17 protein-coding genes and 1 riboswitch are annotated in these 14,602 nt (G+C 51.7%); of the genes, 13 read left to right on the top strand and 4 right to left on the bottom strand.

What is annotated here, in order from left to right; all coding sequences use genetic code 11:
• Positions 1–13 precede the first annotated feature (13 nt).
• The gene (locus NUV48_02910; protein MCR4441087.1) at positions 14–1,255 is read right to left on the bottom strand and encodes a CapA family protein; all 1,242 of its coding nucleotides are present in this window, start codon (positions 1,253–1,255) and stop codon (positions 14–16) included.
• A 138-nt stretch (positions 1,256–1,393) separates the two neighbouring features.
• Between NUV48_02910 and NUV48_02905 the strand changes: the two genes are divergently transcribed.
• A complete protein-coding gene (locus NUV48_02905) occupies positions 1,394–2,554 on the top strand; it encodes a S8 family peptidase (protein ID MCR4441086.1) in 1,161 nt (386 codons plus the stop codon).
• A gap of 141 nt (positions 2,555–2,695) precedes the next feature.
• Positions 2,696–3,160 (top strand): DUF2062 domain-containing protein, encoded by a 465-nt coding sequence (locus NUV48_02900; GenBank protein ID MCR4441085.1) that lies wholly within the window; start codon positions 2,696–2,698, stop codon positions 3,158–3,160.
• Between the two features lie 98 nt (positions 3,161–3,258).
• On the opposite strand, the gene NUV48_02895 is transcribed toward NUV48_02900, so the two are convergent.
• Together NUV48_02895 and NUV48_02890 are read right to left on the bottom strand one after the other, a co-directional pair.
• A complete protein-coding gene (locus NUV48_02895; protein MCR4441084.1) occupies positions 3,259–3,444 on the bottom strand; it encodes a hypothetical protein in 186 nt (61 codons plus the stop codon).
• 13 nt (positions 3,445–3,457) lie between these two features.
• Positions 3,458–4,267, bottom strand: a complete 810-nt coding sequence (locus NUV48_02890; GenBank protein ID MCR4441083.1) for a carboxypeptidase-like regulatory domain-containing protein — start codon at positions 4,265–4,267, stop codon at positions 3,458–3,460.
• A gap of 119 nt (positions 4,268–4,386) precedes the next feature.
• Here NUV48_02890 and NUV48_02885 point away from each other — a divergent pair, with 119 nt between their 5' ends.
• From NUV48_02885 to NUV48_02850, 8 genes are all read left to right on the top strand, one after another.
• Positions 4,387–4,644 carry a DUF3243 domain-containing protein gene (locus tag NUV48_02885; GenBank protein ID MCR4441082.1) on the top strand — a complete coding sequence of 86 codons (258 nt, stop codon included), beginning with the start codon at positions 4,387–4,389 and terminating at the stop codon, positions 4,642–4,644.
• Positions 4,645–4,792: 148 nt separating this feature from the next.
• On the top strand, positions 4,793–5,062 hold the full coding sequence (locus tag NUV48_02880) for a hypothetical protein (protein ID MCR4441081.1): 270 nt from the start codon (positions 4,793–4,795) through the stop codon (positions 5,060–5,062).
• 93 nt (positions 5,063–5,155) lie between these two features.
• A complete protein-coding gene (locus NUV48_02875; protein ID MCR4441080.1) occupies positions 5,156–5,860 on the top strand; it encodes an HAD family hydrolase in 705 nt (234 codons plus the stop codon).
• 45 nt (positions 5,861–5,905) lie between these two features.
• A complete protein-coding gene (locus NUV48_02870; GenBank protein ID MCR4441079.1) occupies positions 5,906–6,328 on the top strand; it encodes a hypothetical protein in 423 nt (140 codons plus the stop codon).
• 18 nt (positions 6,329–6,346) lie between these two features.
• Complete coding sequence (locus NUV48_02865) at positions 6,347–6,850, top strand: methylated-DNA--[protein]-cysteine S-methyltransferase (protein ID MCR4441078.1); 504 nt, start codon at positions 6,347–6,349, stop codon at positions 6,848–6,850.
• A 22-nt stretch (positions 6,851–6,872) separates the two neighbouring features.
• On the top strand, positions 6,873–7,709 hold the full coding sequence (locus tag NUV48_02860; GenBank protein MCR4441077.1) for a deoxyribonuclease IV: 837 nt from the start codon (positions 6,873–6,875) through the stop codon (positions 7,707–7,709).
• An 82-nt stretch (positions 7,710–7,791) separates the two neighbouring features.
• Positions 7,792–7,978, top strand: a riboswitch (cobalamin riboswitch).
• Between the two features lie 79 nt (positions 7,979–8,057).
• Entirely contained in the window at positions 8,058–9,104 is a 1,047-nt protein-coding gene (cobT, locus tag NUV48_02855) for a nicotinate-nucleotide--dimethylbenzimidazole phosphoribosyltransferase (GenBank protein MCR4441076.1), read from the top strand.
• A gap of 56 nt (positions 9,105–9,160) precedes the next feature.
• A complete protein-coding gene (locus NUV48_02850) occupies positions 9,161–10,726 on the top strand; it encodes a DUF4127 family protein (protein ID MCR4441075.1) in 1,566 nt (521 codons plus the stop codon).
• Here NUV48_02850 and NUV48_02845 read toward each other — a convergent pair.
• Positions 10,710–11,540, bottom strand: coding sequence for a YitT family protein (locus tag NUV48_02845; GenBank protein ID MCR4441074.1), 831 nt, complete (start codon positions 11,538–11,540; stop codon positions 10,710–10,712). The two genes, NUV48_02850 and NUV48_02845, sit on opposite strands and share 17 nt — an antisense overlap.
• A gap of 187 nt (positions 11,541–11,727) precedes the next feature.
• Here NUV48_02845 and NUV48_02840 point away from each other — a divergent pair, with 187 nt between their 5' ends.
• The 3 genes from NUV48_02840 to NUV48_02830 all read left to right on the top strand — a co-directional run bounded on the left by NUV48_02840 (position 11,728) and on the right by NUV48_02830 (position 14,535).
• Entirely contained in the window at positions 11,728–12,156 is a 429-nt protein-coding gene (locus tag NUV48_02840; protein MCR4441073.1) for an ACT domain-containing protein, read from the top strand.
• 100 nt (positions 12,157–12,256) lie between these two features.
• The gene (lgt, locus tag NUV48_02835) at positions 12,257–13,003 is read left to right on the top strand and encodes a prolipoprotein diacylglyceryl transferase (protein ID MCR4441072.1); all 747 of its coding nucleotides are present in this window, start codon (positions 12,257–12,259) and stop codon (positions 13,001–13,003) included.
• A gap of 152 nt (positions 13,004–13,155) precedes the next feature.
• Positions 13,156–14,535, top strand: coding sequence for a sodium:proton antiporter (locus NUV48_02830; protein ID MCR4441071.1), 1,380 nt, complete (start codon positions 13,156–13,158; stop codon positions 14,533–14,535).
• Positions 14,536–14,602: the final 67 nt, after the last annotated feature.

The raw sequence follows: 14,602 nt of genomic DNA, 5'->3' as shown, positions 1-14,602 counted from the left end.
CCGGCGAGTTCTTTTATTGCTGCCATTTGCTGATTATCTGCAGCCCTTGCAGGGGGATAGGAAGCGGCTGCAGGCTCAATAACGGGTCTTGCGTGTTCAGGTGATTGGTCACATATGCCCAGGCCCCTTCAAGTTCTATTTCGTCCCGGCGGGTAAAACCGGATGCGCGCTTGGTTTTAATGCTTGTTAAGGCCGCCTCGATAGGCAGAACTTGAAAACAAAGGCTGCCGTTTTGCCGAAAGCGGCGCGTTTTAATTGGTATGTAAGCTGCCTTCTTAAAATAAGGCTTTCTTGTAAGCGGGTCAATCCCGAAATACAGGTTGAGGATGATGCTTGATTCCCTTTCCAGGCCGCGCTGGTCTGAAATGAAGTTTCCAAGTGAATAGGCGGCGAACTTGTTTTTCTCTTCGCCGGTTTGCATGCTTCTCACAACAGCCGGTGGCTGCAGGACATGGGGGTGGTGACCGAGGACGACATCGGCGCCGGCCTCCAGGAAAGCGGCGGCAAGATTTATCTGTTCAGCGTTGGGGTGGGTTTGGTATTCAACACCATAATGCAGGCAGGTAATGACCAGCTGTGCTCCTTCGCTTTTAGCCCTGCCTATATCAAGTATTACTTTTTCCGCTTCCAGGTAATTTACGGAAAAAGGCCGGCTCTTATCCGGCAGTATGCCGTTCGTGCCAAATGTATAAGCAAGTACAGCAATTTTTATTCCCTTTCTTTCAACGACAAGTATTTTGTTGTGTTCTTCCTGGCTGCGTGCCGTGCCTGTGTGTAAAAGCCCTTCCCTGTCAAGGAAGTCCAGTGTGCTTGCCAGGCCGCTGTCACCTTTGTCCAGGCAGTGATTGTTGGCCGTGGTGACTACATGAAAGCCAGTTCTTTTGAGATTTTCAGCCAGGGCCTCTGGAGAATTAAACCTTGGGAAACCGCTGTAGCCGGCTTTTTTACCGGCCAAAGGAGTTTCCAGATTACCGATGACCAAATCGGATGCGCGTAACAATGGTGAAACATATTCAAAAAAACTGGAAAAGTCATAACTGCCGTCGGCAGGCCTGTAACCTGCCTTGATCTGGGTGTTGTGCATCATGATATCGCCAGTAGCCGTTATAACGATCAGTTCATCCGGCGGCGGTACGGCCAGGACTGTTTCAGCAGGCACGGGAGACGGCACGGCTGTGGCGCTGGCATCGGTTCCACAGCCGGCTAAACAAAGGGCTAAAAAGACAAATACCGGCAATTTGTAAAGTTTTTTCATTATCTTCACTCCCTGCCTTGTATTAAAACAATTATACCAATAAAACAAACGCGTTGTCCCCTTCAATGTAGCCAATTCCCTTTTCCCGGCATAAGGTAAATGGAAAGTTTATTTTATGTCAGGAAGGGGAACGAAAAAATGCCAGCTCAAGAAAAAAAAGAAACCTGGGTCAGGAAGGTCGTAACGGCCCGGGATGCCGCTTATTTATCTGATTTGCGCGAAGCTCTCAAAGCTTCCGACGGCAGGATAATAAAAGAACTGCCCCTGATCAACGGGTACCTCTGCGAGTTCCCAAAAGAAGGAAACGTCCTGGCTGAGGCTCGCATTTTATCGGAAAAAGTCAGGGTGGAAGACGATATTACGTTCAAGCTCTGCCTTTTCCCGGCATTGGTTGCTCCAAGGTCGATTTTTCCTTTTCCAGCATTTCCAAAACCTGTTCAGCTGCCCCCTGTGGCCCCGCCCGCACCGGTCAAAGGCGGCAGGATCGTGGACTGGGGGCTGAAACGGATCGGCGCGCCCAAGGTTTGGGGCAAGTTGAAAGAAAGAAGGGTTCGCGTCGGGATCATTGACACGGGAATAAACTATTATCATCCCGATTTGCGGAGAAACGTTCGCGACGGCACCAGTACCCTAGACGGCCAGGCAAGCTTCCTGGACGACTACGGGCACGGCACTCACATCGCCGGGATTATCGGAGCCTGCAACGTTAACGGGATGGTGGGGATTAACCCCTATGTCGACTTTTACGTTGTAAAGGCTTTTAAAAAGGATGGGAGCGGCAACCTTTCCGATATCGTTGAAGGGATGGACTGGTTAATAAGGAGGCAGGTCAGCGTGATTAATATGAGTTTTTCAACGTCTGAGACCAGCGAAGCCATTATTCGTGCCGTCAAAGCCGTTCACGCCAGGGGCATCCTGATGGTCGCCGCTGCGGGAAACGATGGTCAGGAGGTTAATTTTCCGGCGCGTTTGCCGGAGGTTATTGCCGTATCGGCGATTGATAAAAACGACCAGCTGGCCAGTTTTTCATCCTATGGCCTGGAAATCAACTTTTGTGCTCCGGGAGTGGACGTTTATTCGGACTGGCTGGGAACGGGCTATTCAAGAAAAAGCGGTACTTCTTTCGCCGCACCGCACGTAACCGGCGCCGTGGCCGACATTATTAATTATTACGGACCGCTGCCTTCCTCCCGCCTTAGGGAGATGATGTCGGAAAAGGCTGTTATTTTGGAAAACCTTGGCAGGGAGCAGCAGGGACACGGCCTATTGGAACTGCCTCGCCTGATCGACCAAACCTGAAAATAGATTGGATAATAGATATATGGTAATAATTCATTTAAAAAATCTTTTTATTAATATATTTCTAAAAGGGATTATTAACAAAAAGATAGAATAAATTAACATTATAAAAAGTTAACATTAAAATAAGGAGGGGAACAGTTGATCTACAGGCGACGGTTAAAGTATTACTTAATAAGGCTCTGCCGCCTTCATGATTCTCCGAAGTCTGTAGCGGGAGGGATCGCTCTGGGCACCGCTGTTCATTTTTATCCCACCTGCGGTCTTGGCGCTCTTTTTACGGCTGCCCTTTCCGGCCTGTTCAGGACCAACCTCGCTGCGGCCACCCTGGCCTGGGCGCTGACGATGCCTCTTTTTCCTCTCTTTTTTTATTTTAATTTTCTTGTTGGGGATTTTTTTGTTCAACCCGCCCGCCACAACCTTTGTTTTGCCGTCAAAAAAATGTCCCATCTGGGATGGCGGGATGTTCTTATCCTCGGCAAAGCCTTTGTGATAGGCTCTTTAATCAATGGGATCGCAGCGGTTGTTTTACTCTGGTGGTTAGGGTGCTTGCTCTTAAAGAGGCACAGGAAAAACGTGCTTAACTTTATCAGGCGCGCCTTATAAAGAGCAGGAGACGCCTAATGCCGGGCGTCTCCTTTTATCGTAGCGAATGGTTCCATCACCGTTTTTTCCCACAACTTGGGACGCTGGCGGTGCGAACCTCAAGGCTTGCAATATTTTTTCAGCACAGCTCTCAATCTTTCTATCTGGCCGGTTTTTTCCTCGATGAGTTGAGCGAAAAGGTCGCCTGCTTCCGTCGACCCGGCCTGTTCCACGTATTGCTTGTAGTTCCTCAGGATGGCTTCTTCATACGTGATAGAGCGCTGCAGCATTTCACTGGTACCCATGATTTACCTCCTTTCAAGCCCTGCGCAATAAGAAGTCCTGGTATTTGTTGTCGCCTTCGTTGATGACGTAGTCTTTGATAGCGAGAGGTGCATAGCGGGGGTGCTTTATTTTTAGATCATAGGTTCCCGGAGCAATGCCCCTGACTGAGTAAAAACCACGGCCGTCTGTGGCAATTTTGATGCTCGCTTCTATGCTGTCTTTTGGGCAGAATTCAATGATGCATTTGCCGATAGGTATCATAGTGAAGGAGTCCAGCACATAACCGCCGATCCTGCCTTCGGCGGCGTGGGAAAAGTTCATTTTTTTTTCAAGGCTGGTCACTTTTTTAACAAGTTCGTCAATTTGCCCGGAAAGCTGGATTAATTTATCTTCCAATGTTCTTTCCCTTGGTTCTTTTTCTTTTTTTGTTACTGTTTCTGTTCCGGGATCCTGCTCATTTGCGGGGGCGCTTTCCACAAAATCGATTTCGATCAATGTTTCCAGGGTCAGGTATAATGAGTACTTTTTCGAGGATGTTTCCTGAAGGAAGGCGGAAACGCTTCGCGGTTTCTTTTTATACGAGATAGAAAGCGCCGCCGGCAAATTGCCTACCCAATTCAACTCATCTTCCCAGAGAACAGGCAATTCCAGCAAGAGGGGTACCGACTGTCTGCCGCTGTCGTAAGGTTTATAGACAATTTGAATTTTCCAGTTGTCTTTTAGTTTCAGCGTATCTGGCGAGATGTCGTGCAGCGGCTGGGGTCCCGTTTCAACACGCAGCCCGAGTATCGTTATCTTATTATCCAGGGGAAACTGGTAGTCCTTTTGAAATTGTTTATACATGCTTACACCTCCCGTTTCACCTATGTATTTTATGTTGCAGGGCGGAACGGGGTTCATGGTAAAGAGGAAAGAAAGGATATTGCAAAACAAACAGGGCAAGATATAACAGGGGGGTGAGTATGATGAACCAATCGATTGAGCGTTTTCCCGCAGAGCTTTCCGCCGCCATTCGCGACGGCCTGGCGCACGGGCTGACCGATGAAATGATGATTAAGGGAATGGTCAGCATGGGGAACTTGCTGGGACATTTTGTGAAGCCCGATAATGTCGAGGAAGCGCTGATAAAAGAGATTTGGGAGAACGCAAGTGAAGAAGAAAAGAATATGCTTGCGGGTATAGTGCTCAGGATAGGGAAGAAAAAAATTACGCAGCATTAGCGTGGATGCTCAGCCACGCTAATGTTATTTTACTTTTCGGGGACTGCAGCTGATGACGGGTCGTTATCATTTTTAGTTCATTTTTAAGTAGCACTTAACACGTTCTTTTCTATAATGAATTAGAAACACCTTTTTGGGGGAGTACCGCATGGCGCATGTTCGTATAACTCTGTCCAAAGAAATGCTGCAGGCATTGATCAACAACCTGATCGACCTGAGATCCCCTGCCGGTGAGTTTGTGGTGGAGAATGATGTTGACGGAATCAACGAAATTACACGGATTATCAACCTGGCCAGCGGGGACGTTTTTGAACAGGCTGTCCAGAAGCACGAAAGTGACAGTTTAAAAAAAGAAGAGTGCAGGATATATGAATTTCCCAAAAAAAATGCCGCTGCGGATGAACCGGGAGAAGATTAAACTCAAACAAGAAACACTCCCTCAAAAAGGGGGTGTTTCTTGTTTGAGTTTAATCGTTTATAATGAATGTGATTTCAGATGTTGGAGGATCACATGAAGGCTGTGCTTTTCGATCTCGACGGGACGCTTTTGCCGGTTGAGTTCAACGAGTTTTTCAAGTCTTACCTGGAGGCAATTTCTAGTTACTGCTCCTGTTTGGCCAGCCCGGAGGCCTTTATCGAAGAACTCTTAAGATGCACCGCGATCATGATGCGGAACGACGGGTCCTGTACAAATGAGGAACTCTTCATGAAACATTTTCTTCCCGCGTTGAAATTGGAAAAGGAAGATGTTTATCCGGTTTTGGAAAGGTTCTACTCCACTGAATTCAAGAAACTTAAGAAATGTGTCAAACCAAGCGGGTTACCCTCGCGCGTCGTGGAAGCCGTCCTCGCCGCCGGCCGGGAGGTGGTCCTGGCGACAAACCCCCTTTTCCCGCTCGCGGCCGTTGAAGAACGGATGCGCTGGGCAGGTATAGATCGTTTCCCCTGGCGGCTCGTGACCAGCTATGAGACAAGCCGCGCCTGCAAGCCTAACCTTCTCTATTACCGGGATATTTTTGAGAGGCTGGGTCTGAAGCCGGAAGACTGCTGGATGGTCGGCAATGACCGCGAAGAGGACCTGGCGGCAGGCGAACTGGGCGTCAGGACGTTCCTGGTAACCGATTACTTGGTCGATAAAGGCAGGTCATCGACGCAGGCGGACCGCGAGGGGTCGCTGCAGGATTTATTGGAGTTTATCCTGGAAGGCGGTTTATAGCAAACCATTCGAGCTGTTGACAATATGAACGGGAGGCTGACCGGGATGGCACGCTGCCATTACTGCGAAGAAAAAGCCACGGAGCGCTGCGGCATCTGCGGGCTGGCAATTTGCGAAACGCATAAACATGCGGTGAACCGCTGGCACAACGTTTTTCACGCCCGCTGGATATGCGAAGGTTGTTACCAGGCAAAGGAAAGAAAAAGAAAATATGTTCTGGCGCCTGTTCTTGTGGTCTTTGCTTTTTTGATTGCCAGGAGCATGAAAGTCGAGTGGGGCTTGCGGGAGCCGACAACCTGGGGATATTTTCTGGCGCTGGCCAGCGTAGCCTTGGGGGTCCTGGGTGCCGCAGCGGTTTATCACGGGATAACCCGCTCGAAAAAATTCAAAACCTGGTTATACAGGCTGCTGGGAGCAGCGGCGTTATGGAGCGCGCTTTACCTTATTTATCGCGGGATGTGCGGGTGATAGGAGGGAAGTCCTGCCGTGGCGGGGATAAAAAAGAAAGAAACGCTGTATTACCGGGATATCGACAGCCCTCTGGGCACTTTTAGGTTGATAGCCGATGAAAAGTGCTTGCGTTTTGCCGGTTTTCACGATGGGGAACAGAATTTTATCCCGGCAGGATTCGAGCTTGTTGGTAAAAACACGCCGCTTCTTACCTGGGCCGGCAGCGAATTTGCAGCTTATTTCCGGGGAGGACTCAAGGTTTTCCAGATCCCTTACTCTTTTAGCGGAACGTCTTTTCAGGAAAAGGTTTGGTGTGAAATGGCCGGCATACCATACGGCGAGAGGATCAGCTACGGGGAGCTGGCTAAAAGGACCGGCAGTCCCAGAGCCTGCCGCGCTGTGGGCCAGGCCAGCAACCGCAATCCGCTGGCCGTTATAGTTCCCTGCCACAGGGTGGTAGGGCATGACGGGCGGCTGGTCGGATACGGAGCGGGCATTGCCAGAAAGGCCTGGCTGCTTGAACTGGAACAAAAGCATTAGTTTGGAAAGAGGGAGTCCTTTCATGATTATCGGCGCGCATGTCTCCATCTCCAGGGGACTGTCGGGAGCAGCAGCCGCAGCAGCGGAAATGACGGCAAATACGTTTCAGTTTTTTACCAGAAATCCCCGCGGCGGCAGCGCCAGGCGGCTGGAGGAAAACGACCTCGAAAAGGGCTTCGTGCTGATGGAAGAACATAAATTCGGGCCTATTGTGGCCCACGCGCCCTATACATATAACCTGGCATCGCCCAGGTCAGAGGTAAGAGAATTCACCATCAGCACTTTAAAGGATGATATGCTCAGGGCTAGTCAAATGAAAGCGCCGTATCTTGTGCTGCACCCGGGGACCCACGGCGGGCAGGAAGAAAAAACTGGCCTGATGCTTGTTGGGCAGGGGCTTAGGGAGCTCCTGCCGGTTCTTCCGGGGGACGTGAGCATTCTCATCGAAGGGATGGCTGGGGAAGGATCCGAACTGGGCCATAGCTTTGACCAGCTTCGCGCTATTCTCGAAGAGTGCGGCAATCACCCGCAGCTGGGCATTTGCCTGGATACTTGCCATCTTACTGCGGCCGGTTATGACCTTTCGAAGTGGAAAAAAGTGAAAGAAGAGTTTGACCGCAAAATCGGCCTGGGAAGGTTGAAAGTTGTGCACCTCAATGATTCCGTGTTCCCAACCGGCTCAAGACGCGACCGCCATGCCAAACTCGGCGAGGGCGTTCTTGGTCTGGAGGTTATCAAGGAAATAGCCTGCGACAGGGATTTGCGGGGAATACCCCTTATCCTGGAGACACCTAACGATAACGAGGGTTACGCCGGGGAAATTGCCCTGATTAAAAGGCTGTGCGGCGAATCGTATTGAACAGTTTTCAAGGGGTTGTTAAAGCGGAAAAAACGAATTATAATATACATTGATATGCGCGCATACGCGCTGGGGCAAATGAATAACAATCACTCATCCAGGTGCCCTTAGGGGAGAATAGGGAACGGGGTGCAAATCCCCGGCGGACCCGCCACTGTAACTGGGGAGCCGCTGTGCTGCAGTATGCAGACTGCCACCGCGTTTTGCGGGAAGGTCACAGCAGGCGAGGAGCCAGAGCCAGGAGACCTGCCTGAATGAATCAAAAACATGGATGATGGCAAAGTCCACGGTAATAGTACCGTGGACTTTTAAATTAATGAAGTAAAACATTTAAAGGAGAAGGTGCATATGGATCAACTGATGGCCGAAACCTTGAACAACATTGCTCCGCTTGACGAAACAGCTATGGCCAAAGCCCGTGACAGGCTGGACGGCTTGCTGAAGCCGCCGGGCAGCCTGGGTAAACTTGAGGACCTGGCGGTCCAGTTGGCCGGGATTTACGGCGAGACTCTTCCCCGGGTCAGGCCTAAGGGTATCGTCATGATGGCTGCTGACAACGGTGTTTATGAAGAAGGTTTTCACACCTATCCCCAGGAAATCACCAGGGTTGTGGCGGAACTGGCCGGACCAGGCCTGATTGGCGTTTCTGTGCTGGCGCGGCATGCCGGCTGCCGCCTGCTGGTTGTAGATGTGGGGATAAAGGGCGAAGTTCGAGGCGAACACATCCTGTCGAGAAAAATCAAGAACGGCACTGGCAATATCGTCAAGGGTCCGGCTATGACCAGGGAGGAAGCGATCAGGGCTGTTGAAGTGGGGATTGAAGCGGCCAATTTCCTTATTGAAAGCGGGATAGGGGTGCTGGGTACCGGCGAAGTAGGTATCTGCAATACCACCACTACTGCTGCTGTCCTGGCGGGGTTGACCGGCGTATGCCCCCAAGAGGTGGTGGGAGCAGGGACGGGAGGCGGCGATGAGGCTTACCGCTTAAAGTTGAAGGCTGTCAGGGAGGCGCTTGCCGTTAACCGGCCTGATGGGCGCGATCCCATAGACGTTCTGGCTAAGGTGGGCGGTCTTGATCTCGCCGGCCTGGTCGGGTGCTGCCTCGCTGCTGCAGCCCGCAGGACAGCCGTCGTCATTGACGGTTTTATTGCGGGGACAGCCGCGCTGGCTGCGGTCAGGCTGAACCCCCTGGTAAGAAACTACCTCATTCCATCGCACCTTTCGGCGGAAAAAGGGGCCAGGCTGGTTTTGGAGAAGCTGGAAATGGAACCGCTGCTCCTGATGAACATGCGCCTCGGAGAAGGGACGGGTGCCGCCCTGGCTTTTTCCCTCATTGATGCGGCCTGTAAAATAATCAATGAAATGGGTTCTTTTGCCGACCTGGATAGTGTTTAACTGTTTGCATTCCTGTTATAATAAAGAAAGGTAAAGCTCGCCATAAGGAGGTTCCCGTGAAACGCATCCTGGTCCTGACGAGCCTGATTATCTTTGCGGCCGTAGTTATTGCTTACCTTTCTTTATTCCGGTACGCCCGCCAGGTTATTCTTCTCGTGCCCCTGGACAGCCGGCCGGTTAACACCCAGTACGCGCAAATGCTGGGGAAACTCGGCGGTGCGGAAGTAATCCTGCCGCCCCCGGAAAAACTTGATTTGTATTTGAAGCCTGCGCCGGCAGACGAGTTGCTGGCGTGGCTGGAGGAAAACCGGGACCTGGCGGGGAAAATGGTCATCAGCGTTAACGAAATAATTAATGGGGGGCTTATTGCTTCCAGGGATGCTGCTTCTTACAGCGATCTAAGAAGCAGGCTTGACCGGCTGGCGACATTTTTAAAAAATAATAAAAACAAAGATATTACACTTCTATATATAGTGCCGCGTCACCTTCCCAGCCAGTTCACAGATCTGTGGAACTACCGTGAAGATTTGGCGCGCTGGGCAGAATTGGTCGGCAGGCTTGAAAATGATGATCGCCAGCAGTTTACGGAAAAGGAAGAAGCGTTCTTGCGGGTTGAGGTCTCCAGGCTGGAAAGAAAACTGCCCCCACAAATCCTGGCGTCCTACAAGGCAGTCTATCAGGGAGCTGAAAACCTGGCAGGCGCCCTGTTTGATCTGACGCAGGCCAGCCTTTGCAAAGAATTGGTGGTGGGGATTGACGATGCGGTTCCTTACGGGTTAAACAGCAGGGTATTCGAAAGGCTGCAGGCCGCAGCCGCGCAAAAAGGCCTGGGGGAGAGAATAAAATTCATTCACGGGGCGGATGACCTGACTATGCTGGTTCTTGCCAGGAAGATTGCCGGCCCGGCGAAAAAAGCGTCGGTTGCCGTAACCTGGTTAAACCCCGCGGATCAGGAGACGATCTTTCCTTACGAAGGTGTTTCGGCGGGAGAGATGACAAGGGAAAGAGTGGAATACCTGGGAGCAAGCCTGGAAGAAAGCGGCCGGATTGCGGTCTATATACACAGCCAGCCCCTGCGTGATCCTGCTTATGCCCGGTCTTTATGCGATACGCTGCAGGGCCGCCGGAGCCGGGACGGCATCATCGCTTTGGCTGATATAGCCTGCACAAACAGGGCGGATGAGGGTTTGCTTGAGGCCGTGGGTGTGGATAAACTGTACGAGACGGCGGATGCCTATGCCGGCTGGAACACGGCGGGGAACAGCATCGGGACCGTTCTGGCGCACGGGCTGCTTTTGGATTATCACCACAGCAGGTTTCCCAAGGACTTGAAGGGACTGGAAGCCCACCGGGATTTCCAGGCGGTGAGAATTATAGACGACTATTTGTTCCAGGGCATAGTCAGGCGCGAATTTAACAGGTGGGCGCAAAAGGAAGGAATCGACACGGCTGATTTTGGCTCGCGATGGGGTGAGGCTAACCAAAAGCTGCGGGAATTGATGACACCGCACTTGCAGGATTTGGGTTACGAAAAATACACGGTTGTTTTTCCCTGGGCCCGCTCCTTTGAAATAAAAGTGACGGTTCCCGTTTCCGGCCAGGCGGCTAAAAGGTCCTCCTGAAACCTTCGCCCAAAACTTCATGCACGTCGTTGACAATGACAAAAGCGTGCGGGTCCTGGTCCTGCACGATTTTTTTCAGGCGCAGCAGCTGCTGCCGGCCCACTACCACATAAAGAACATCCCTTTCCCTGCCGGTATAAGCCCCGTATCCCCGCAAAACCGTGGCCCCGCGGTCCAGTTTGTTGATGATATCCTGGGTGATGGCCGCCGCGGCCCGCGAGATGATGATGACCGCTTTGGCTCCGTTAACCCCTTCAATAACCCGGTCGATCACCTGGCTGAAAACAAACAGGGCCACCAGGGTATAAAGGGCCTTTTCAAGCCCGAACAGTAAAGCAAAAAGCGTGAGAACCGCAAAATCAAAGGAAAAATAGATTTTCCCCATGCTGATGCCGTATTTTTCATGGATAAAACGGGCGATTACGTCAATGCCGCCTGTTGTTGCGCCTGAACGGAGGACTATGCCTGTGCCTACGCCGGAAAAGGCGCCGCCGTACAGCGCGCCGAGCAGCAGGTCGTGCGTGGGCACGCCGAGCCCCTGGGTCAGGTCCACGGTTGCGGCAATGATCAGCACGCTGAGCAGTGTTTTGAAGATAAAGGAAACCCCCCACCTCGACCAGCCCAGGAGCAGCAGGGGAACGTTTAATACTGCCAGTGTTAAGCCTGTGGGCAGCGCGGCAAGGTAATGCGCGATCAGGGCTAAGCCGGTTAAGCCTCCCTCGGCCAGGCCGTTGGCGATAAAGAAGAAGTTGAGGCTCAAGGCAAAGATGACCGAGCCGGCGGCTATGCCCGCATAAGATGCAAGTGCCTTCATCAGATGATTCACCTCTCCAGCAACTGTTTTTAGTATTTCCATTTTTTGCAGTTCGCTCCTTAAAGGTAGCCGTCCAAAGCATCGAAAAAGGTAAGCAGCAAATATCTTGTATACCGCTGATCGTCCGGAAGGATAAATCCTTCTCCGTGGCGAAAAGGGAAGGTAGAAAAATGAAGGAGGTGTTAACATGGTCAAGCAGATTTCTTTATTCCTTGAAAACAAGAAGGGCCGCCTGGCCCAGGTGTGCCGGGAACTTGGCGAAGCGGGAATAAACATCAGGGCTCTTTCCGTCGCCGACACCACGGATTTCGGCGTGCTGCGCCTGATTGTAAATGACCCTGACATGGCCTATGAGGTGCTCAGGGAAAAAGGGTTTGTCGTCAGCATCACGGATGTGCTGGCCGTGCAGGTTCCCGATAATCCTGGAGGACTGGCCGGGGTCCTGGAGAAACTGGAACAGGCCGGCATAAACGTGGAATACGCTTATGCTTTCATTGGAACGGCCAGGAAAGACGCGGTGGTTATTATCCGCGTGGAGAATCCCCAGCAGGCCCTGAGCGCGATTGAAAAGGCTGGGGTTTCGCTGCTGCGCGGCGAACAGCTTTACGCTCTATAATTGTCTTTGTATTGAACTCCGGTGGTTAATCAATAATATTAGCATTAGCAGAATAATTTAAAAGGCAACAGCTTCTGCTGCAGGGAGGCTGAAGATAACAATGGATATTAACCCTGTCGCTTTTTCGCTTGGTCCCCTGACGGTTCGCTGGTATGGAATCCTGATTGCTTCAGCGGTGCTGCTGGGTACGTTATTAGCCCTCCGGGAAGCGGAACGTAAAAAATTGAACGCCGACCATTTCTTAAATGTAATTATTGTCACTTTACCGGTGGCTTTTATCGGCGCCCGTTTATATTACGTCATCTTTAACTGGGATTACTACAGCCGGTACCCTGGCGAAATCGTGGCGGTTTGGCACGGCGGCCTGGCTATTCACGGCGGCTTGATAGCTGCTTTTATTGCGGCTTACTTCGTTTTGAAAAGGTACGGGATCAGCTTCTGGCAGGCGGCCGATATATCCGCTCCCAGTATTGTGCTGGGTCAGTCCATCGGCCGCTGGGGCAACTTCTTCAACCAGGAGGCGTACGGTTACGAGGTGGATCCGGATAAAATCCCCTGGGCCATGTATATTGACGGCGCCTACCGGCACCCGACGTTCCTTTACGAGTCGCTCTGGGATCTGGGCATTTTTCTTTTTCTCCTTTGGCTGAGAAGGAGGCCTAAAATAAAAGAAGGTGACGTTTTTCTCAGCTATGTCCTGTTTTATTCCCTGGGCCGCTTTTTTATCGAGGGACTGAGGACGGACAGCCTCATGCTGGCTTCCGGTTTGCGGGCCGCCCAGGTTGTCAGCGCCCTGGCGGCCGTTGTTGCGGGCGGGCTGCTTTTCCTGCACCGCAAGAGCGAGTAATTGCTTTAATCTATTACAATATCTTGACTGTGTTGCTATAATGTGCTAATATTCACAAAGCGGATGATTTCCGCGCATAAAACAAAGAGAGAATAAATAAACAGAGACTTAATAATTGGGGGGTAAAAGTAAAGATATGGAGGAGAATGACCTTGGAGCATTCACTGGGTACTCAACTGCCCCTTTTAGCGGGACTGCCGTTTGCCTGCATGCTGCTGTCGATTGCGTTGTTTCCGGTTTTGGCGCCTGAGTTTTGGCATCACCATTATCCCAAGGTTTCTTTTTTTTGGGCCGCGGTCGCGGCAGTGCCTTTGATTATGCTTTACCACGGGGAAGCGGCCTATGAGTTGCTGCACATTATTATTGTCGATTATATTCCGTTTATTATTTTACTGTGGGCCCTGTATACCGTGGGCGGGGGAGTGCTGCTCCGCACCACGTTGAAAGGCACTCCCCTGGTCAATGCGGGTTTCCTGGCCGCCGGGGCCACCCTGGCGTCGTGGATGGGCACGACGGGGGCTGCCATGCTGCTTATCCGCCCGTTTCTGAGGATCAATAAATACCGCAAGTACCGGGCTTTCATGGTCGTCTTCTTTATTTTCTTTGTGGCCAACGTGGGAGGGGCCCTGACACCACTGGGCGACCCGCCCTTGTTCCTTGGTTTCTTACACGGCGTGCCCTTTTTCTGGACCCTGCGGCTCATTGTTCCCATGCTGCTGGTATTGGTTGTTTTGCTGCTGGTTTATTTGGCCTTTGATTTTTACTACCTGCGCAAGGAACAGGCAGGCACAGTCAATCTTTCGCCAAAAGAGGAAGTGGTGGCGGCAAACGGATCCGGCAAAGTCCTGGAAATACTGGGCGTTTATAACTTCCTGCTGCTGGGCGGCATCGTCGGTTCCATCCTGATGAGCGGCAGCGTCCACTGGGGCGAGGTCAGCATCCTCGGAGTGCACCGCGCCGTGCAGGACCTGGTCCGGGATGGGCTGCTGATATTGATCGGCATAATCTCGCTTCTAGTGACTCCCTGGAAGCTGAGAGAAGAGAACGAGTTTACCTGGGCTCCCATCCAGGAAGTGGCTTACCTGTTCTTTGGCATATTTATAACGATGGCGCCGGTGCTTTCCATGCTGAAAGCCGGCGAAACCGGTTCGCTGGGATTCATCACCAGCGCGGTGCAGCAGCCGTATCACTATTTCTGGATAACGGGAGGTTTGTCCAGCTTTCTGGATAACGCGCCGACCTATCTCACCTTTTTCAGCACGGCTTTGGGCCGGTTCTACCCCGGGATGGCGGAACCTGCTGCTGTGGCCAGGCTGCTGGTAGAGCATCCCATTTACCTGATGGCTATTTCGGCGGGCGCGGTATTCTTTGGCGCAAACACCTATATCGGCAATGCCCCGAACTTCATGGTGCGCTCCATCGCCGAGGAGGGCGGGGTTCCCATGCCGAGCTTCTTCGGATACATGCTCAAGTACAGCATACCCATACTTTTGCCCATCTTCGTCCTGGTCACCCTGGTGTTTTTCCTGTAATATGCAATTCCAAACTTAAAGACTTCGCCCGCGCTTGGAGGGTGAAGTCTTTAAAGTGAAAAGGCAA

Source organism: Peptococcaceae bacterium (genome assembly GCA_024655825.1).
In the GTDB taxonomy this organism is placed as follows: domain Bacteria; phylum Bacillota; class Peptococcia; order DRI-13; family PHAD01; genus JANLFJ01.
This window is presented reverse-complemented; position numbering and strand designations above follow the sequence as displayed.